The organism is Mycobacteriales bacterium, assembly GCA_035550055.1.
In the GTDB taxonomy this organism is placed as follows: domain Bacteria; phylum Actinomycetota; class Actinomycetes; order JAFAQI01; family JAFAQI01; genus DASZTV01.
This window is the reverse complement of sequence record DASZRO010000063.1, coordinates 1-17,956: the sequence shown is the minus strand read 5'-3', so window position 1 is coordinate 17,956 and position 17,956 is coordinate 1. Positions and strand designations below refer to the sequence as shown.

General features: G+C 69.3%; 17 protein-coding genes. 6 read left to right on the top strand and 11 right to left on the bottom strand.

Annotated elements, in window-relative coordinates; genetic code table 11:
* Nucleotides 1-71: 71 nt before the first annotated feature.
* Together VG899_09630 and VG899_09625 are read right to left on the bottom strand one after the other, a co-directional pair.
* On the bottom strand, nucleotides 72-692 hold the full coding sequence (locus VG899_09630) for a hypothetical protein (GenBank protein ID HWA66612.1): 621 nt from the start codon (nucleotides 690-692) through the stop codon (nucleotides 72-74).
* A gap of 102 nt (nucleotides 693-794) precedes the next feature.
* Nucleotides 795-2,063, bottom strand: a complete 1,269-nt coding sequence (locus VG899_09625) for an alpha/beta hydrolase (GenBank protein ID HWA66611.1) — start codon at nucleotides 2,061-2,063, stop codon at nucleotides 795-797.
* Between the two features lie 9 nt (nucleotides 2,064-2,072).
* Here VG899_09625 and VG899_09620 point away from each other — a divergent pair, with 9 nt between their 5' ends.
* Together VG899_09620 and VG899_09615 are read left to right on the top strand one after the other, a co-directional pair.
* Complete coding sequence (locus VG899_09620) at nucleotides 2,073-2,756, top strand: YHYH protein (GenBank protein HWA66610.1); 684 nt, start codon at nucleotides 2,073-2,075, stop codon at nucleotides 2,754-2,756.
* A gap of 20 nt (nucleotides 2,757-2,776) precedes the next feature.
* Nucleotides 2,777-4,222: a wax ester/triacylglycerol synthase family O-acyltransferase gene (locus tag VG899_09615; protein ID HWA66609.1), complete on the top strand. Its 1,446-nt coding sequence runs from the start codon at nucleotides 2,777-2,779 to the stop codon at nucleotides 4,220-4,222.
* Here the strand turns inward: VG899_09615 and VG899_09610 are convergent.
* Complete coding sequence (locus VG899_09610) at nucleotides 4,173-5,108, bottom strand: alpha/beta fold hydrolase (GenBank protein ID HWA66608.1); 936 nt, start codon at nucleotides 5,106-5,108, stop codon at nucleotides 4,173-4,175. The two genes, VG899_09615 and VG899_09610, sit on opposite strands and share 50 nt — an antisense overlap.
* A gap of 82 nt (nucleotides 5,109-5,190) precedes the next feature.
* On the opposite strand from VG899_09610, the gene VG899_09605 reads away from it, so the two are divergent.
* Genes VG899_09605 through VG899_09595 form a run of 3 tightly spaced genes read left to right on the top strand, consistent with a single transcriptional unit; the run spans nucleotide 5,191 to nucleotide 9,435 of the window.
* Nucleotides 5,191-7,293, top strand: coding sequence for an acyl-CoA dehydrogenase (locus VG899_09605; GenBank protein ID HWA66607.1), 2,103 nt, complete (start codon nucleotides 5,191-5,193; stop codon nucleotides 7,291-7,293).
* Between the two features lie 40 nt (nucleotides 7,294-7,333).
* Nucleotides 7,334-8,335 carry an LLM class F420-dependent oxidoreductase gene (locus VG899_09600; protein HWA66606.1) on the top strand — a complete coding sequence of 334 codons (1,002 nt, stop codon included), beginning with the start codon at nucleotides 7,334-7,336 and terminating at the stop codon, nucleotides 8,333-8,335.
* Nucleotides 8,336-8,337: 2 nt separating this feature from the next.
* Nucleotides 8,338-9,435: a serine hydrolase domain-containing protein gene (locus tag VG899_09595; protein ID HWA66605.1), complete on the top strand. Its 1,098-nt coding sequence runs from the start codon at nucleotides 8,338-8,340 to the stop codon at nucleotides 9,433-9,435.
* Nucleotides 9,436-9,545: 110 nt separating this feature from the next.
* Here VG899_09595 and VG899_09590 read toward each other — a convergent pair whose 3' ends face one another.
* The 5 genes from VG899_09590 to VG899_09570 are packed head-to-tail and all read right to left on the bottom strand — an operon-like array spanning nucleotide 9,546 to nucleotide 14,051.
* Nucleotides 9,546-10,685, bottom strand: a complete 1,140-nt coding sequence (locus VG899_09590; GenBank protein ID HWA66604.1) for an acyl-CoA dehydrogenase family protein — start codon at nucleotides 10,683-10,685, stop codon at nucleotides 9,546-9,548.
* An 11-nt stretch (nucleotides 10,686-10,696) separates the two neighbouring features.
* A complete protein-coding gene (locus VG899_09585; GenBank protein ID HWA66603.1) occupies nucleotides 10,697-11,188 on the bottom strand; it encodes a hypothetical protein in 492 nt (163 codons plus the stop codon).
* Entirely contained in the window at nucleotides 11,185-11,700 is a 516-nt protein-coding gene (locus VG899_09580) for a MaoC family dehydratase N-terminal domain-containing protein (protein HWA66602.1), read from the bottom strand. Before VG899_09580 ends, VG899_09585 begins: the two co-directional genes overlap by 4 nt.
* Nucleotides 11,700-12,860 (bottom strand): CaiB/BaiF CoA-transferase family protein, encoded by a 1,161-nt coding sequence (locus VG899_09575; protein ID HWA66601.1) that lies wholly within the window; start codon nucleotides 12,858-12,860, stop codon nucleotides 11,700-11,702. Before VG899_09575 ends, VG899_09580 begins: the two co-directional genes overlap by 1 nt.
* Nucleotides 12,861-12,869: 9 nt before the next feature.
* Complete coding sequence (locus tag VG899_09570; protein ID HWA66600.1) at nucleotides 12,870-14,051, bottom strand: acyl-CoA dehydrogenase family protein; 1,182 nt, start codon at nucleotides 14,049-14,051, stop codon at nucleotides 12,870-12,872.
* A 68-nt stretch (nucleotides 14,052-14,119) separates the two neighbouring features.
* On the opposite strand from VG899_09570, the gene VG899_09565 reads away from it, so the two are divergent.
* Nucleotides 14,120-15,151 carry an acyl-CoA dehydrogenase family protein gene (locus VG899_09565; GenBank protein ID HWA66599.1) on the top strand — a complete coding sequence of 344 codons (1,032 nt, stop codon included), beginning with the start codon at nucleotides 14,120-14,122 and terminating at the stop codon, nucleotides 15,149-15,151.
* 1 nt (nucleotide 15,152) lies between these two features.
* On the opposite strand, the gene VG899_09560 is transcribed toward VG899_09565, so the two are convergent.
* From VG899_09560 to pip, 3 genes are all read right to left on the bottom strand, one after another.
* Nucleotides 15,153-16,487, bottom strand: a complete 1,335-nt coding sequence (locus tag VG899_09560; GenBank protein HWA66598.1) for an adenylate/guanylate cyclase domain-containing protein — start codon at nucleotides 16,485-16,487, stop codon at nucleotides 15,153-15,155.
* 54 nt (nucleotides 16,488-16,541) lie between these two features.
* A complete protein-coding gene (locus VG899_09555) occupies nucleotides 16,542-16,976 on the bottom strand; it encodes a hypothetical protein (protein HWA66597.1) in 435 nt (144 codons plus the stop codon).
* Between the two features lie 57 nt (nucleotides 16,977-17,033).
* Nucleotides 17,034-17,956: prolyl aminopeptidase (gene pip / locus VG899_09550; protein HWA66596.1), on the bottom strand; the 923-nt coding region annotated here is incomplete at its 5' end.

Here is a 17,956-nt window from a genome sequence, read left to right as displayed (position 1 = left end):
TGGCCGGGCTCGACAGGTCTTCAGTCTGGAAGCGTTCGGTCTGGATCAGTGGTCTGGGTCAGTGGTCTGGGTCAGTGGTCCCAGCCGCCGTAGCCGTGGCCGCCGTCATCGCCGTAGCCCCGGTAGTGGCCGTAGCCGCCGTATTCGCTGTCGTGGCCGTAGTCGTGGTGGTCGAACGCGGCCGGATCGCCAGCCTGGTCGTTCCCGAAGCCGCCGCTGTCGCCGTAGCCGTGGTGGCAACGGTGCATGGCGGCCGGGTCGAACCCGGCGACGGGCACGGTCGGGTTCGCGACCGCCGGCACGCTCGTCGGGGTCGTGGGCGTGGCGGCCGCCGCGTTCGCTTCTTCCGCGGCCACGGCCCGCCAGTGCGCGGCGTCGGCCTTCGCGGCCGCCAGCGCCTGGGCTTCCCGCGCCGCAGCCTGGGTGGCGTCGTGCAGCGCGACGTTCTCGGCACCGAGCTGCGTTTGCAGCTTGGCCAGCTCCGCGCGCAGCGTCGCGATGATCGCGTCGTCCTGTGCGGTGGTGGCGGTCGGGTTCGTGCTCGTCGGCGTACCCGCCGGTCCGCCCGAGGTGCCGGTCGGGTCGCCGGCCGGGCCGTTGTCTGCCCATACCGGGCTCGTAGCTCCGATCACCGCGCACGCGGCGATCGCGCCGACTGTCGTCGTCTTGTTGATGCGAGTCTTGATGGACACAAGTGCCTCCTTCGGACCCCCCGAAGTACGGCCTTCGAACAGTTCGGTACGTGCCCGTGACCCCGGCTGATATCCGAGTCACCTGGTGACGCGTCGGGTCACCTAGCCGATGGGGACCTCGGCGAGCATGCTGGTCCGGTTGATCTCCCACTGCACGACGCGCAGGAACCGCTCCGCCGCGCGGATCACGTGGGCGCTGCGGATCGAGGCGAACACGTCGAACGCGTGCTGGGCGCCAGGAAGCTCGGCGTAGGCGACGACGGAGTTCGAACGTTCCCGAAGCCGGCGTACCAGCTCGCGCGCCTCGGCGACGTTGACCAGGGAGTCGTTGGCGCCGTGGATGACGAAGAACGGCGGCGCGTCCGGCCGGGCGAGGGTCAGCGGCGAGGCGGCGCGCGCGACGTCCCGGTCGCGGGTCTTGAACAGGGTCTTGGACAGGAAGTGCTGGTACTCGCGCTCCCCGGTCTTGGTGTCGAGGACGTTGGCGAGGTCGTAGGCGCCGTAGAACGGGACGCACGCCCGCACGCTCGTGTCGACGTCGGCAAAGCCGGGTTGGTACTGCGGATCGTTCGGCGTCAAGGCCACCATGGCCGCCAGGTGCCCGCCCGCGGAACCCCCGGTCACGGCGATGAACGACGGGTCGCCGCCGTAGTCGGCGATGTTCTCCCGGATCCACTTGATCGACCGCTTGATCGCGATCAGGTGGTCCGGCCAGGTCGCTTTCGGGGACAGCGGATAGTTCGGTGCGACGCAGACCCAGCCGCGCGCGGCGAGGTGGTTCATCAGCGGAAGGCCCTGCTCGTCCTTGTTGCCGATCACCCAGCCGCCACCGTGGATCTGCAACAGCACCGGGCGGCCTCGCCCGGGCTCTTGCGGCTGGAAGACGTCAAGCAGCTCACGCCGGCCCGCCGCGGAGTTGCCGGTGTAGACGATGTTGCGGGTGCGCTTCACGTCAGGGTGGCTGGTCCGCCACGGTGTGAACACCTGCCGCCACGGGGTGGTGAGGTCGGCCTTCGTAGGGGCGGGATCGAGCTGCGCCAAATAATCCGAGCCCAGCGCCTCGGCGAGCGCGCGTTCGACGATGCCGCGCACCCGCATGCCCTGCACGGTCATCGCCGCCAGGCCCGCTGCCGACACGGCGTTGAGGCCGAGCACCGCCTTGTCCTCCCGGCTGAGCCGGCCGCGCTTGGCGAGCAGCAGGCCTTTCGACGCGGCAGCGGTGACGATCAGGTTCTGCGGGGCGAGCTCGGAGGTGAGCCATGCGGCGAAGAAGCTGGGAATCGCGACCGGAGACGAGTTGGGCATCGGTCGCACCGCGTTCACCGTGAGGCCCGCGCCGAGCGCGGCCAGTTTCACCGCCCGCCTTCCCACCTGCTCAGTGTGCCAGCATCGTTGTTCAGCAGCGACGACAAGACCTACGACGTCAACGAGAAAGTGACAGTTGAAGGCCGCGTGTCCTGGCCGTCGGCCCGACACAGCTTCACCGTCGTGGGCTCGAAGCGCATCATCACCACCAATGACTTGCCCAGCCACACCACCGGCGTGTTCCCGATCGCGAGCACCGACGCGGCCTACCAGGACGACCGCAATCCCAACCACATCGCGCCGCAGAACATCAGCTACACCGTGCCGGCGCATCCGGCGTACGGCGCTCCGCAGTGCATGGGGGGTGTCGTCGGGGTGATGACAACCGGAGTGCTCCTGTTCAACGGCTTCGATGCCGGCGGTCGAGACGCGGGCGCATGGGAGGTCCAGGATCACTGCGACGCCCATCCCGACGAGCAGAGCGTGTACCACTACCACACGCTGTCGCGCTGCATCGGCAACCGCAGCGTGCACCACGTGATCGGGTGGGCGCTCGACGGGTTCCCGATCACCGGTCCCAACGTCAAAGGCGCCGGCGACCAGCTCACAACCGCAGACCTCGACGTCTGCCACGGCATCACAAGCGAGGTGAACATCGGCAAGCCGGTGACGACGTACCACTACGTGATGACGGCAGACTTTCCGTACTCGATGAGCTGCTTCCGCGGTACGCCGGTGACCACGGGACCACCCGCCTGATTTTCCGTACGATTCCGGCCATGCAGCGAATGGGCGGCCTGGACTCGGCGTTTCTGTACTTCGAGACGCCGACGATGCACATGCATGTCGGTGGACTCATGCTGGTCGACCCGTCCGAGGCGCCACAGCCGTACTCGTTCGAGGACTACCGCGCCTACATCGAGGCGAGGCTGCCGCGGGTGCCGCAGTTCCGCCGCAAGCTGGCCACCGTGCCGCTGAACCTCGGTCGGCCGGTGTGGGTCGAGGACGCCGACTTCGACCTCGATTACCACCTGCACCGCACGGTCGTGCCGGCGCCCGGAGGCGATCGGGAGACCGCCGCTGTCGCCGCCGACGTGCTCTCTCGCCAGATGGACCGCAGCCGCCCGCTGTGGGAGATGTGGATCCTCGAAGGCCGGGCCGACGGCCTGATCGGAGTCGTGTCGAAGGTTCACCATTCGCTCATCGACGGCGTCACGGGCGCGAACATGATGGCCGAGCTGTTCGACCTCGAACGTGATGCGACGCCCGCCGCCGCAGCCGCGGACGACTGGGAGCCGGAGCGCAAGCCGAGCGACGTGGAGCTCGTCGGTCGCGCGCTGGCCGACTGGGCGGTGCGCCCGGCGCGCATCGTGAAGCTGCTGCCGGGCACGCTCATGAGCGTCGGCCGGCTCGCCAACCGCCGGGGGAGAGGCGGCGTCGCCGGGATGCCGGCGCCGTTCCGTGCGCCGCGTACCTCCTTCAACGCGACCATCACCGCCCACCGCAGCGTCGCCTACACCCACGTGTCGCTCGAGGACCTCAAGACGATCAAGAACGCCTTCGGCGTGAAGATCAACGACGTCGTGATGGCCGTCTGCTCCGGCGCGCTGCGTACCTATCTGAGCGCGCGTGACGAGCTGCCGGAGCGTTCGCTGATCTCGGCGGTTCCCATCTCGGTGCACGAACGCAGTGACGAGTCGTCGGGTACGACGAGGATCTCGATCATGTTCGCCAGCCTCGCCAGCGACGTCGAGGACCCGGCCGAGCGGCTTCGCCAGATCGCGCTCACCAACGAAGGCGCGAAGGAAGACCACGAGCTGGTCGGCGCGAACATGTTGCAGGACTGGGCCGAGCACGCGGCACCGAACACGTTCTCGCTGGCGGCTCGGATGTACTCGAGTCTGCGGCTGGCCAACCGGCACCCGGTGGTTCACAACCTGGTGATCTCGAACGTCCCCGGCCCGCCGATCCCGCTCTACTTCAACGGCGGCCGGCTCGTCGAGCTGCACCCGCTGGGTCCGGTGATGGACGGCGCCGGCCTCAACGTGACGGTGCTGTCGAACATGGACGCGATCGGGTTCGGCTTCATCGCCTGCCGCGAGCTGATGCCTGACCTGTGGGACCTCGCCGATGCGGTCCCGGCTGCCGTGACGGAGCTGCTCGCGGCAGCGGAGGCTACGAAGCCGGCGGACGCTGCCGAGGCATCTGCCGAATCCGCCGGGTGACCGACCCACACGCCTCGAGCAGCACGGGGACGAACTCGGTCGCGCCCAGCACCAGGCTGGCGTGCCCGCCGGAGAACTCGTAGCTGATCGCGCCCGGGATGGCGGCGGCCAGGCTGTGCTGGCGACGGGTGGGGATCGCGCGGTCGCGGTCGGCGATGATGACGCTCACCGGCACGTCCACCCGCCGGATCCAGGCCGACGAGTCGAACCGGCCGATCGCGTCGAGTGCCGCGAACAGTGCCCAGCCGCTCGTGCTGCGGAACTCGGCCATCGCCCACGGTCCGACCTTGGCGGCGTCGGCGGTCAGCGCGATCGGGCTGTCGGACAGCCGTGACGCCCGTCGTTCCATCCCGAGGCGAGCGCGTTCGCCGAAGCGCGACATCGTCAGGCCGGTCATCCGGAACCAGGCACGTTCCTGGGCGGTGCCGCGGAAGTTGCGGGCGGTCGCCGCCAGCACCATTCCCTCGACCCGCTCGCGGTGCCGGCGCCACACGAGCTGTGCGATGGCACCGCCCATCGAGTACCCGACGACCGTGAATCGTTCGACGCCGAGCGCGTCTGCGACAGCGACGACGTCGTCGGCGCAGTCTTCGAGCGAGAACGTCTCCGAGCGGATTCCACGACCGTGCCAGCGCTGGTCGAACGCGATCACCCGGTAGTGCTCGGCAAGCACATGCATCGACGGGTACCAGGACAGCGCCGCGGTGGTGGCGAGGGCGTGGACCAGGATCAGCGTCGGTGCGCCCGGCGGGCCGGCGAGGTCGATCACGCAGGTGCGGCCGCGACCCGGGAGATCCAGCGCGACGCCTGCTTCGAGATCACACGGGCTCGCTGCTTTGGTGAACCGGCCGAGCACGGCGGCGACGCTCGGCGAGATGCTTGCCATTGTTAGCAACCTATCCTGACGAGTCGTCAGAACACCTGACCGACCGCATGTCGTGAAGTGAAACCTGTTCTAATATTCCTCCGTGCGACCAGCTGCGCTCGCGGTGTCCGACGAGCAGAACGCCCTCGCCGACTCCGTGCGCGGCTTCGCCGAGCAGACCGGGCTCGTCGCAGCCGCGAAGGCCGCCGCCGACGCCGACGGTGAGACGCTGCCGCAGAGCTGGCAGGCGCTCGCCGACCAGGAGCTGCTCGCGTTGCCGTTTGATGCCCGGGTCAGCGACCTGTGCGTTGCCGTCGAGGAGCTCGGTCGGGCACTCGCCCCGGGACCGATCGTGCCGACCCTGCTCGCCGGGCTTCTGGTACGCCGGTTCGGCAGCGACCAGCTGCGCACGTCGGTCGAAGCGGGCCTTCGTGACGGCACCTTCAGCGCTGCGGTGTCGATCAACGGCAACCTGCTCGGCGGCGCCGCGGTCAGCGCCGTACTGATGCCGATCGAGGATCGCTGGTTCCTCGTCGACGTCTCCGGCAAATCCCTCACGTCGCTGCTCGGCATCGACCCGACCCGCCGGGTCGCCGTGGTGGAGTCGGCGGTCGCCGACGAGAGCCGGCTGCTCGTCGGACTGATCGACCACGAGGTCATCGCGACCGCGGCGGTGCTGCTGAGCGCGGAGGCCGCCGGGATCGCGGGAGCGTGCCTCGACCTCGCCGTCGACTACGCCAAGGTCCGTGAGCAGTTCGGCCAGCCCATCGGTTCCTTCCAGGCGGTCAAGCACCGCTGCGCCGACATGCTCGCCGACCTCGAGATCGCCGGGGCAGCGGCGTGGGATGCGGCCCACGCGATGGACGAGATGTCCTCCGGTGACCCGTCGCTGTCCTTGGCGATCTCGGTGGCCGGGGCGGTCGCGCCACAGGCTGCGGTTGATGTCGCGAAGAGCCTGATCCAGGTGCTCGGTGGCATCGGCTTCACCTGGGAGCACATCGCGCACCTCTATCTCAAGCGGGCGCTGTCCGTGCGCCAGATGCTAGGCAGCCGGACCCGTTGGCAGGAGGCGGCGACCACGCTGGCCCGCGGGGGCGTGAGGCGCCACCGGTCACTGGATCTCGGGCCGGACGCGGACCCGGCGCGTGCGGCGGTGCGCGAGTTCCTCTCGACGCTCGACGGCGTCGAAGGCCCGCAGCGTCGACGGGCGATCGCCGACGCCGGCTACCTCGTCCCGCACTGGCCTTCGCCGTACGGTCGCAGCGCCGGTCCGATCGAGCAGTTGGTCATCGACGAAGAGTTCGCGAAGGCCGGAGTGGCACGACCGGACCTGATCATCGGCAACTGGGCCTTGCCGACGATCCTGCAAGCAGGGACGGATGCCCAGCGAGAGCGCTTCGTGCCGCCCACGCTGTACGGCGAGATCAGCTGGTGTCAGATGTTCAGTGAGCCGGGCGCCGGCTCCGACCTGGCGTCGCTGTCGACCAAGGCGACGCGCGTCGACGGCGGCTGGTCGCTGTCCGGCCAGAAGGTCTGGACGTCGTCGGCCCGCACCGCGGATTGGGCGATCTGTCTCGCTCGTACTTCGACCGGCGCGCGCCGTCACGACGGCATCACCTACTTTCTGGTCGACATGCGCACGCCCGGGCTCGACGTACGGCCGCTGCGCGAGATCACCGGCGACGCGCTGTTCAACGAGATCTTCCTCAACGACGTGTTCGTGCCGGACGACTGTGTCGTCGGCGAGGTCGACGGCGGCTGGAAGCTGGCACGCACGACACTGGCGAACGAGCGGGTCGCGATGAGCAGCGGCTCGGCGTTCTCCTCCGGGATCGAGGAGCTGCTTGCGGCACTGGACGCCAGTGAGCACCGGCCGAACTCGATCGCCTACCAGCGCGTCGGCGAGCTGGTCTGCCTCGCGCAGGCCGACGCGATGCTCGGCGTACGCGCGACGCTGGCTCGTGTCTCCGGCACTGATCCGGGCGCCGCGTCGAGCGTTCGCAAGCTCGTCGGCATGCACCTGCGACAGGACGCCGCTGAGCTCACGCTCGAGCTGCTCGGCCACCGGGCGGCGTCGGTCACCGACGACATGACCGCCGCTGCCCTTCGCCGGATGCTGTCCACCCGCTCGCTCACTATCGCGGGCGGCACCAGCGAAGTGCTGCACAACGTGATCGGCGAGAGGATCCTCGGCCTTCCGCGCTAGCGGGAGCGGGGCGTGAGGAAGGGGCCACATGACCGCTGACCTGAAGCTCGGCTTGATGCTCGGGTACTGGACGAAGGGCCCGGACGACCAGACCGAGGCGGTACGCGCCGCCGAAGACGCCGGCTTCGACTCGGTGTGGACGGCCGAGGCCTACGGGTCGGACGCCTTCACAGCGTTGTCGTGGTACGCCGCGCGAACGTCGCGGATCAAGCTCGGTACCGGGCTGGTGCAGATCTCGGCGCGGACCCCGGCGGCGACGGCCATGAGCGCCGCGACCCTCGACGGGCTGTCCGGCGGCCGGCTGATCCTCGGTCTCGGCGTGTCCGGCCCCCAGGTCGTGGAGGGCTGGTACGGCCAGCCGTTCCCGAAGCCGTTGGCGCGCACCCGCGACTACGTCGACATCGTGCGCCGCATCTTGAAGCGCGAGGTGATCACCAGCGACAGCGAGCACTATCCGCTGCCGTACCCGGGCGGCACCGGCTTGGGCAAGCCGATCAAGCTGCTCATGCATCCGGTGCGCGACGACATCCCGATCCTGCTCGGTGCCGAGGGTCCGAAGAACGTTGCGCTGGCCACCGAGATCGCCGACGGCTGGCTGCCGATCTTCTACCACGTCGAGCGCGGTGAGGAGCTCTACAAGGAGTCGCTCGCCGGCGCGCCCGAGGGGTTCGAGGTCGCCTGCCCGGTCACCGTTGTCGTCAACGACGACGTGTCCGCCGCGATCGAGTTCGTGAAGTGGACGCTGGCCTTCTACATCGGCGGGATGGGTGCGGAGAACCTCAACTTCCACCTCAACGTCATCGGCCGCTTCGGTTTCGCCGACGAGGCCAAGGTGGTGCAGCAGCACTTCATCGCGGGAGACCGCGAGGCCGCGATGCGCGCCGTACCCCACGCGCTCGCCGACGGGATTGCGCTGTGCGGGCCGCTCGACCGGATCCGGGAGCGGATGCAGATGTGGCGGGACAGCCCGGTGACGACGATGTTGGTCGGCGGCGTACGCAACCCGGACCACATCAAGGCGCTCGCCGACATGGTCGGCTGACCTTGCCGATCGATCGCGCGGCGGTCGATGCGCTGTTCGCTCGGGCGCGTCGTGATGTCGACGACGGCGTGCTCCCCGCCGTACAGCTCGCGCTCGGCTATGAAGGCGAGGTCGTCGAAGCCGCGACGTACGGCGCACCGAGCGACGCGCGATTCGTGACGTTCAGCGTCACCAAGGCCTTCACCGGCGGCCTCGCGTGGTTGCTGATGTCCGATGGCGCGCTCCGCGACTCCACCCGCGTGGCTGACGTGGTGGCGGAGTTCGCGGCGAACGACAAGGGTGCGGTGACGCTGGCACACCTGCTGACGCACACGGCGGGTTTCCCGCGCGCGCCGATGCGCCCCGAGGAGGGCGCTGACCGCGAGCAGCGGCGCAAGCGGCTCGCGTCGTGGCGGCTGGACTGGACGCCCGGCACACAGACCGAGTACCACCCGACGTCGGCGTACTGGGCGCTCGTCGAGGTGATCGAGGAGGTGACGTCGAGTGACTTCCGCCAGGTATTCGCCGAACGCATCGCTTCGCCGTTGGGGATCGTGGGGCTGACTCTCGGGGTGCCGATCGGCGCGCAGGCCGACGTGGTTCGCGTCGAGAGCGTCGGTGAGGTGGAGGCCGGCAAGGAGACCTTCGGCGACCGCGTCAAGGAGACCGGCGGGGGGTTCCTGCTGCGCTTCAACGAGCCGGAGGTCCTGGCCAGCGGCGTACCCGGCGCCGGTGCGGTCGGCACCGCAGCCGACGTCGCGACGTACTACCAGGCGTTGCTGCACAACCCGGGAGGCCTCTGGGACGCAGCAGTGCTCGAAGACGCCACGCGCAACGTGCGCAACACCTTGGTCGACCCGCTGTTCGGCTGCCCGGCGAACCGAACGCTGGGCCTGGTCGTGGCGGGAGACGACGACAAGGCAGCCGTGCGCGGCTTCGGCGCCCACACCGGGCCGCGGGCGTTCGGGGCGCTCGGCGTTGGCGGGCAGATCGCGTGGGCGGACCCGGACAGCGGGCTGTCGTTCAGCTACCTGACCAGCGGGCTCGACGTCGACGTCGTCGCGTCGTTCGTGCGCTCGGCAAAGATCGCCGGCCTCGCCGCCCGCTGCGCCCCCCAGTAACGCAGCGTCACCCGTGCCTTCCCTCCAGCAACGCAGCGTTGGTGGGCGATAGGCCAGGTAACGGAGCGTTGGTGGGCGATAGGCCCAGCAACGGAGCGTTGCTGGGGTGGCTAGGTGTCGAGGAGCTGGGTGGCGATCAGGTCGTTGCAGTAGCGCTCGTCCCAGTTGTTGAGCTGCATCGACTTGGCTCGCCGGAAGTACAGCTGGATGTCGAACTCCACGGTGAACCCGTTCCCGCCGAAGATCTGTACGGCGGTCGCAGTCACCTTGCGATAGGTCTGGCAGGCGTAGCTCTTCGCCATCGGCGCCAGCGTCTCGATCGAGCGATCCTCGCTGCGGGCCCAAGCCGCTTCCCATGCCAGCGTCTGCGCGCCGTCGACCGCGGTGACGGAGTCGGCGAGGTAGTGCGAGATCGCCTGGAACGCGGCGAGTGGCTTGTCGAACTGTTCCCGGGTGTTGGCGTAGTCACGCGCCAGCTCGAGCGCGGCCCGCGCCCCGCCCGCCGCCTGCGCGGCGAGCAACGTGGCGCCGTCGAGCATCGTTTCGTGCCACGCGCGCCATGCCCCCGGCGCCTCGACGACGACCGCCTCGTCACTTACGGCCACCCCGTCGAAGTCGACGCGGAACTGCGCGTCCGAGGCGACGGTGAGCTGCTGGGTCGAGCTGACCCCGGCCGCATCGGTGGCGACGAGCAGCGCGATCACGCCGTCGGCGTCGCGGCCGGTGCCGGTGTCGGTGCGCGCCAGCACGACCATCTGGTCGGCCGCCTGGGCGAACGGGACGTGGCGCTTCGTGCCGGACAGCCGCCAGCCGTCGCCGTCCCGTGCGGCGCGCAGCTGTACGCCGGCCGGCCCGAAGCCGTTGTCCGGTTCGAGCGATGCGACCGTGAGAATCGCCTCGCCTGTGGCGATCCGCGGCAGGAGGTCGGCCTTCAGCGCGGCGTTCGACGAGCGGTTGAGCAGGCCGGCGGCGAGCACCGCGGTGACGAAGTGAGGGCTGGACACCAGCGCCCGCCCGAACTCCTCGTAGACCACAGCGGCGTCGACCATCGACATGCCACTGCCGCCGTGCTCCTCGTCGATCAGCAGTCCGCACAGGCCGAGGTCGGCGAGCTGCCGCCAGAGCTCGGGGGAGTGGCCGATCGGGTCGTTCTCCAGCTTGCGGACGACGTCGAGACCCGCGTGGCGCTCGCACGCGCGGCGTACCGAGTCACGCAGCAGATCCTGCTCGGGGGTGAAGTCGAGATCCATCGCGGCGTCTCCTACGGCTTCCAGTCCCCGCCGCGACGCGACCAGGGGTTGTCATCGGGGGTGCGGGGAAGCGCGATGCGCGCCGTACCCGTCGTGCACAGTCGTTCGCCGACGCTGACCTTGACCTCGATGCCGACCCAGCCGCAGCCGGTGGCATCGCTCTCGGTTGCGGTCACCGTGCCGCGGAAGGTCATCGTGTCGCCCGGGAAGATCGAGTCGTGCATGCGGAAGCCGAGCTTGCCGAGCCGGCCGCGGGCACCGCTCCAGTCGGTGATGTAGCGCTCGAGCCAGGCCGCCTGGTTGGGCGAGTTCAAGAAGATGTCCTGTACGCCGTTGCGCTGCGTCGCGAAGGCGTAGTCGTGGTGCTGCGGTCGCCAGTCACGAGAGGCGAGCGCGCCGAGCACGACCGTCGTCGCCGTCACGTCGTAGGACAGCGGGGGGAGCTCGTCGCCGACTGATACCTCGTCGAAGGTCAGGACAGTGCCGGTCGTCGCGATGCTCATGCTGCCTGCTCCCGTCGATAGCCGAAGCCGGTCCAGGACTCGATGCCGACGAGGTCGCCGCGCTGGTTGCGGTACTCGACGTCGATCACCCAGAACCGGCCGGTGCCGAGCTTCGTCTGCTTCTCCGCGCTCACCGATCGCAGTCGCTGACAGGTGCTGAGTACGTCGCCGACCCTCACCGGCTCGTAATAGGTCACGGTGTTGTCGCTCATCACCGCCTCGGGAAGCCCGAGCTTCTCCTTCAGGTCGAAGTGCACTTGCAGCGGCATCGGCTGCACGTCACGGCCCGGGGACCAGTAGTGCGGGCGGAACCAGTTGGAGATCATCGACGGTGGCGCGATGACCCCGCCGGTGAGCTCGTCGGCAACCTCGTCGTCCCAGAACAGCGGGTTGCCGTTCTCGACCGACGCACACGAGGTCCAGATGTAGCCGCGCTCGACGGGGAACTCGCCGACCTCGTCGTACTGCGGTACGTCGATGAGCGACTCGATCTCGGCTGGGAGGTCGGACATCACGCCACGGCTCCTTCGCTTCGCAATGCAGCGATCTCGTCTGTGGTCAGACCGCACTCGCCGAGTACGGCGTCGGTGTCAGTGGTGGATCGATCCGGCAGGTCGTAGTGCTCCCCGCGTCTGGCCCCGGCGAGCAGCGGAGCGAGCTGGCGGAACGGCTCGCCCGTCGCCGGATGTCCGGTGGCGATGCAGTCGCGCGCCCGAACCGCCGCGTCGGCGGCGACCTCACTTGCGGTCAGGACCGGGGCGACGCAGGTGTCGGCCGCGGCGAGCTCGGCGATCCACTCGTCGCGGGACTTCGCCGCGAACGCGACCGCGACGGCTCGCCGGATCTCCTCCTGCGCCGCATCGTCCATCTGCCCAGCGACGCAGCCCGGAAGGCCGAGCGCGGCGCAGAGGTTGGCCCAGAACTTGGGTTCGATCGCGCCGACGGCGATCCAGTTGTCGTCGGCGCACCGATAGGTGTCGTAGCAGGCGTAGCTGCCTGACAGCGGCGCGCTACCCGGCGGCTGGGCGGCGCCGGTGGCGAGTACGTCGTCGACCTGCAACGCCATGAGCGCGAGCATCCCGTCGGCGACCGCGACATCGAGGTAGGCGCCTTCACCGGTGCGGTCGCGGTGCACCAGCGCGGCGAGGATCGCCGTCACCGCCTGCATCCCGCCGGCGGCGCCATCGGCGATCGTCGCGCCAGGCCGTACCGGTTTGCCGTCGGCCCCGCGCTCACCCGTCGCCAGGAAACCGCTGACGGCCAGGTAGTTGATGTCGTGACCGGCCCACTGGGCCCGCGGCCCGGTCTGACCGTAGCCGCTGGTCGAGCAGTAGACGATGCGCGGATTGCGGCTCTTCACGTCGTCGTAGCCGATGCCGAGGCGCCCCGCGACTCCCGGCCGGAAGCTCTCGATGACGACATCGGCGTGCTCGCTGAGGCGGAGAAACGTGTCGCGTCCCGACGCCGACTTCAGGTCGATCCGGATCGTGCGCGTGCCTCGCCCGCCGCTGTAGAAGTGGGCCTTCGGGACGATCTGGGTCGCGGCGTCTCGCGGGACGGGTGCGACCTTCGTGACGGCCGCGCCGTAGTCGGCGAGCCATCCCGAGGCGCGGACGGCCGGACCGACGCTCGCAAGATCGAGCACGGTCACGCCGTCGAGCAGGCCGGTCAACCGACGTACCTAGAAGTTCTTCGGGAGGCCGAGCTTGCGGCGGGCGATGATGTTCTTCTGCACTTCCGACGTCCCGCCGCCGATCGTGTCCAGCACGGTGTAGCGGTACGTCGACTCGGCCCGTCCCTTCATCGGCGCCTCGTCCGTGCCGACGCGCAGCTGGGCACCCGGGCCGCACAGGTCCATCGACGCGTCGGCCAGGACTTTGGAGAACTCGGTGGCGAAGAGCTTGTACTCGCTTGCCTCAGAGGTCGGCGCTGCACCGCCCGCGACGGACTTCGCCAAGAACCGCAGTCCCAGCGTCCGCCCGACCTCGGCCTGCGTCGCAAGCGCCGCGATCCGCTGCCGGGTGACCGGGTCGTCCTTGAGCGGCTCGCCGTCGCGAGTAGCGGTGCGCACGTGGTCGATCAGCAGGTCGAGCCGAGCCTTGATCGGGGAGAAGGTGAACATCGTGAACCGCTCGAGGTCGAGCGCCTCGGAGATGTACTGGAAGCCGCGACCCTGCTCGCCGACTACGTAGTCGTTGGAGACGCGTACGTCGTCGAAGAACACCGAGTTGGTGCGCTCGTCTCCCATCGTCCAGATGCCCTGGATGGTCAAGCCCGGATGGTCCATCGGGATGAGGAACAGCGTGATCCCGCTGTGCTTCGGCGCGTCGGGGTCGGTGCGCGCGCCTACCCAGTACCAGTCGGCGAAGTGGGCCGACGTGGTCCAGATCTTCTGGCCGTTGAGGATCCACTCGTCGCCGTCGCGGACGGCTTGCAGCTGCATCGAGGCGGCGTCGCTGCCCGCGCCCGGCTCGCTGTAGCCGACCGCGAACTCGACCTCCGCGTTGAGGATCTTCGGCAGGAACTCTTTCTTGAGCTTGTCGCTGCCGTGGCGGAGGATCGTCTTGCCGACGATGCCGACACCCTTGCCGATCTGCGGACCGCCGCGGCGGGCGAGCGCCTCGTTGAGGATGTACTCGTAGACACCGTCGCCGTTCTGCCCGCCGTACTCCTCGGGCCATGTGATGCCCATCCACCCGCGCTCGGAGACCTTCTTCATGAACGCGCGCCGCTCGGGGGTGTCGACGATCTGCGCCATGTTCTCGCGGGTCGGGTCGAAGACCTCGGGGTCCTCGTTGGCATCGAGAAACGCCTCGACCTCGGCCAGGAAGGCCTGCTGCTCAGGGGTGAAATCGAAGTCCACGGGCCTACTCTAGTCAAAATCTGACGACCCGTCAGAAACGCCTCCGCCCCGGTAGTTACCATGCGGCGATGGACTTCTCGCTGACCGCCGAGCAGCAGGAGCTGCGACGGATGCTGCGCGAGGTCACCGCCGATCATTGCTCCTCGTCGCGGCTGCGCGAGGTCATGGCGACGCCGTCGGGCGAGGACGAACCGTTGTGGAAGCTCCTCGTGACCGACCTCGGACTGCTCGGCGTCGCCGTGGCCGAGGATGCCGGCGGCACCGCAGGGAGCTTCGTCGACGCCGCCGTCGTGATCGAGGAAGCGGGGCGCGGTTTGTGGCCGGTGCCGATGCTCAGCTCGCTCGTGGCGCTGGCTGCGATGCAGCACGGTACGACGCCCGAGTTGCAACAGTCAGTGGCATCCGGAGACTGGCGCGCCGCGGTGGTGGTCGCCGATCAGGTCGACGTACGAGGCGACACGCTGAGCGGCCACGCCGACCATGTGGTCGGCGCCGCGGGTGCCGAGCTGCTGGTCGTCGTCACTCCCCATGCCATCTACGCCGTGCAGGCGGCGACAGTCCGGTCGGCGGCCAGCCTGGATCCGTTGCGCCGGCTGTCCAGCGTCGACTTCGACGATGCGGCCGCCCAGCAGATCGGTGACGCCGGCGAGGCTCAGCGAGCACTCGACGTGATGCGCGTCGCGCTCGCGGTCGAGTCGGTCGGGGTCGCCGGCTGGTGTCTGGACACGACGGTCGGCTACCTCAAGATGCGGGAGCAGTTCGGCCGCCCGATCGGTTCCTTCCAAGCGCTTGCCCATCGCGCTGCCGACTTGGCGGTCGAGCTCTCGGCCGCGACGTCGACCGCGTACTACGCAGCATGGGCCGTCGCCAGCGCGCCGGATGAGTTTGCGGTCGTCGCGCCGTTGGCGAAGGCGGTGTGCACGGACGCGGCGTACCGGATCGCTGCCGAGACGATCCAGATGCACGGCGGGATCGGCTTCACCTGGGAGCACGACGCGCATCTGTACTTCAAGCGGGCGACGGCCAATCGGCTGCTGCTCGGCGACAGCCACCAGCAGCGCCGGCTCGTCGCCGCGCGGGCCGGCCTGTTCAGCGGCTGAGTCAGGTCCGGGCGGCGAAGAGGCTCCACGCGCCCGGAACCCCTTTGAGCTCGTGCTGCCCGCGACTGTCGAACTCGATTCCGGATCCGATCACGAGCTCCTTGACGGTGCTGGAGACGAGCACCTCGCCGGGGAGCGCCGCCGCGGCGACGCGGGCGGCGATGTGGACCGCGAGCCCGGCAAGGTCCTCGCCGCGCATTTCGCACTCACCGGTGTGCACTCCCACGCGGATCGGGACTCCCAGTCGGCGTGTCTCCTCGATCATGTCGAATGCGCATCGGATCGCGCGAGCCGGCCCGTCGAAGCTCGCGAGGAAGCCGTCTCCGGTGGTGTTGACCTCCCGGCCGGCGGCGCGCGCGATCTGGGATCTCACGGCCTGGTCATGTCTGTCGAGCAATGAGCGCCAGTCATGGTCGCCCAGCTGCGCGGCTCGTGATGTCGAATCGACGATGTCGGAGAACATGAGCGTCGTGAGCACGCGCTCGACCTGTATGGGTTGACGCCGCCCCGTGAGGAAGCGGGCGACCTCGTCGACGAGCGGGTACATCTCGCGGGTGATCAGGATGTCTCGGCCGGGTAGCTCCACGAACTGCGCCCCCTCGATGTTCTGCGCGAGGAAACGGCCGTGCTCGATCGGCACGGACGGGTTGTCGTGGACATGAAGCACCAGCGTCGGCGCTTGAATGACGGACAGGACGGGCCGTACGTCGACGCTGCGCAGCATGTACTCGTATTGCGCGGTCGCCATACGGGGAGTTGCACACAGCCGGAGCAGTCTGGCCGCCCACTCCATGCGTTCCGGATCATCCGTCAGACCCGGGTTGGGCACCGCCACGAACTCAGGCGTACCCCAAGCGGTGCGGAACAGCTCGAGAAAGGCGTCGACATCCTCGGGCGAGGCGCCGACCGGGTAGTCGTCGGCAGTCATGTACCGCGCTGCGGTGTTGACAAGAACCAGTGCGGAGACACGTTCCGGATGCGCGACGGCGTACAAGATGGCGATGGGGCCAGCGTCGATGGTGGCGATGATCGCAGCGTGCCTGGAGTCGACGGCGTCGAGAACCGCGCCGATGTCCTCCGCCCACTCCTCCCATGTCGGGATGGCGCTCTGCGGGACCGCGTCCGAGGCGCCCGTCCCTCGCCGGTCGAACAGGATCAGCCGGCTGAACGACGCCAACCGCCTGAAGAACTCCGCGGTGTCGGGGTCGTCCCACCAGCCCTCGACGTGGCTTCCCAGGCCATAGAAGTACAGGAGATCGATCGAACCTTCGCCGACGACCTGGTAGGCCACGTCCGCGTCGCCGACCGACACGTATCGCGTCGCGGGACGGTCCATGCGGACAGTCTGCCGAGGCCAGGGCAAACGTGCATGCCAGGTGTCACGCAGTATTCAACGGCTGACAACGCCCGTCACACCCGGCCAGTCGTAGACGAGCTGCTCGCCCGCCTGCAGCGACGAGAACTGGTTCGCGGCGGCGGTGAGTGCCGCGGCGACCGGGTTGCGTTCGCCGGCGCGCCAGGCCGCGATGTGCAGCGCCGCGAGCTGCTCGGCCTTGTCGAGGTCGGCGCGGTGCTCGACGATCAGCGCGCGTCCGGGCTGGGTGCGCTTGCGTCCGGTGCTTCGAAACGTCGCACCGCGGCTGAGCAGACCCCAAAAGCCGGTCTGGTAGCCGGTCGCCGCCTCGACGACGTACTGCGCGAGGTCGTGGCTGATGTCACCGCGGCCGAGCGCCATCACCGTGCCGGGGATGCGAGTGCGCTTGCCGCGGACCGCGTTCCAGCCCGCGACGCGAGCCTCGTCGTCCCGATAGAACGCGACCCTCACCCGAGGTAGTGCACCACCGGACCGCCGGGTGCGGCGAGCTGTTTTCGCTGAAGGAGATCAGCGGGTCCGTGGTGCGAGCGCGAGGAGCCGGTCCCGGCACGAGGCCGTCATCGATGCTCCGCCGTGACCGTCGTCGTCGACGATGGTGAGCTCGCTGCCGGGCCACGCTCGATGAATCCGCCATGGCGCGTCGAGCGGACTGCTGACGTCGAGCCGGCCGTGGATCAACCAGCCCGGGACGTCGCGCAGCCGAGCGGCGTTGCGAACGATCTCGTCGGGTTCGAGCCAGGAGTTGTTACGCCAGCAATGCGTCACCTGGCGCGCGAAGCCGAGCCGGTAGCGCGGGTCGTCGAAGCCGGGGTGAGGCCGCGCGTTCTTGGTGGTCGCGACGTGAGCGTCCTCCCACCGACACCAGGCAAGCGCCGCCGCGTCGCGTACGTCAGGCCGAGGGTCCATGAGCAGCGCGTGGTAGGCGTCGACCAGCCGTAGGTGACGCATCTCAGGCGGCACGTGGTCGCGGAACTCCTGCCACTGCTCCGGGAAGAACCGGCCGGCGTGCACCGTCAGCCAGTCGATGTCCTCGGCTGTCCCGGTGCTGACGGCTGCGACGACCACTGCGGTGACACGATCCGGGTGGCGCTGCGCGTAGGTGAGGCCGAGCACCGAGCCCCAAGACGCCCCGAACACCGCCCAGCGATCGATGCCGAGGTGAACGCGAAGGCGCTCGAGGTCGGCGACGTGGTGGGTCATGTCGATGCTCGCCCAGTCCACGTCGTTTTCGCTGGCGTGCGGCGTGCTCCGGCCCGCGGCGCGCTGGTCGAACAGGATCGCGCGGTGGCGCGTGGGGTCGAAGTACCGCCGGGCCCCCGTCGTCGACCCGGAGCCTGGGCCGCCGTGGAGGTACACCACCGGGGTGCCCTCCGGCGTACCCACCTGCTCGTAGTAGAGGTGGTGGCCGTCTCCGACCGGAAGCTGCCCGG

What these genes read in the sequence shown, in the direction of transcription:
- VG899_09615 (HWA66609.1), top strand. Translation starts at nt 2,777, where the DNA reads ATGCAGCGAATGGGCGGCCTGGACTCGGCGTTTCTGTACTTCGAGACG.
- VG899_09610 (HWA66608.1), bottom strand. Translation starts at nt 5,108, where the DNA reads ATGGCAAGCATCTCGCCGAGCGTCGCCGCCGTGCTCGGCCGGTTCACC.
- VG899_09590 (HWA66604.1), bottom strand. Translation starts at nt 10,685, where the DNA reads ATGGATCTCGACTTCACCCCCGAGCAGGATCTGCTGCGTGACTCGGTA.
- VG899_09585 (HWA66603.1), bottom strand. Translation starts at nt 11,188, where the DNA reads ATGAGCATCGCGACGACCGGCACTGTCCTGACCTTCGACGAGGTATCA.
- VG899_09580 (HWA66602.1), bottom strand. Translation starts at nt 11,700, where the DNA reads ATGTCCGACCTCCCAGCCGAGATCGAGTCGCTCATCGACGTACCGCAG.
- VG899_09565 (HWA66599.1), top strand. Translation starts at nt 14,120, where the DNA reads ATGGACTTCTCGCTGACCGCCGAGCAGCAGGAGCTGCGACGGATGCTG.
- VG899_09560 (HWA66598.1), bottom strand. Translation starts at nt 16,487, where the DNA reads ATGGACCGTCCCGCGACGCGATACGTGTCGGTCGGCGACGCGGACGTG.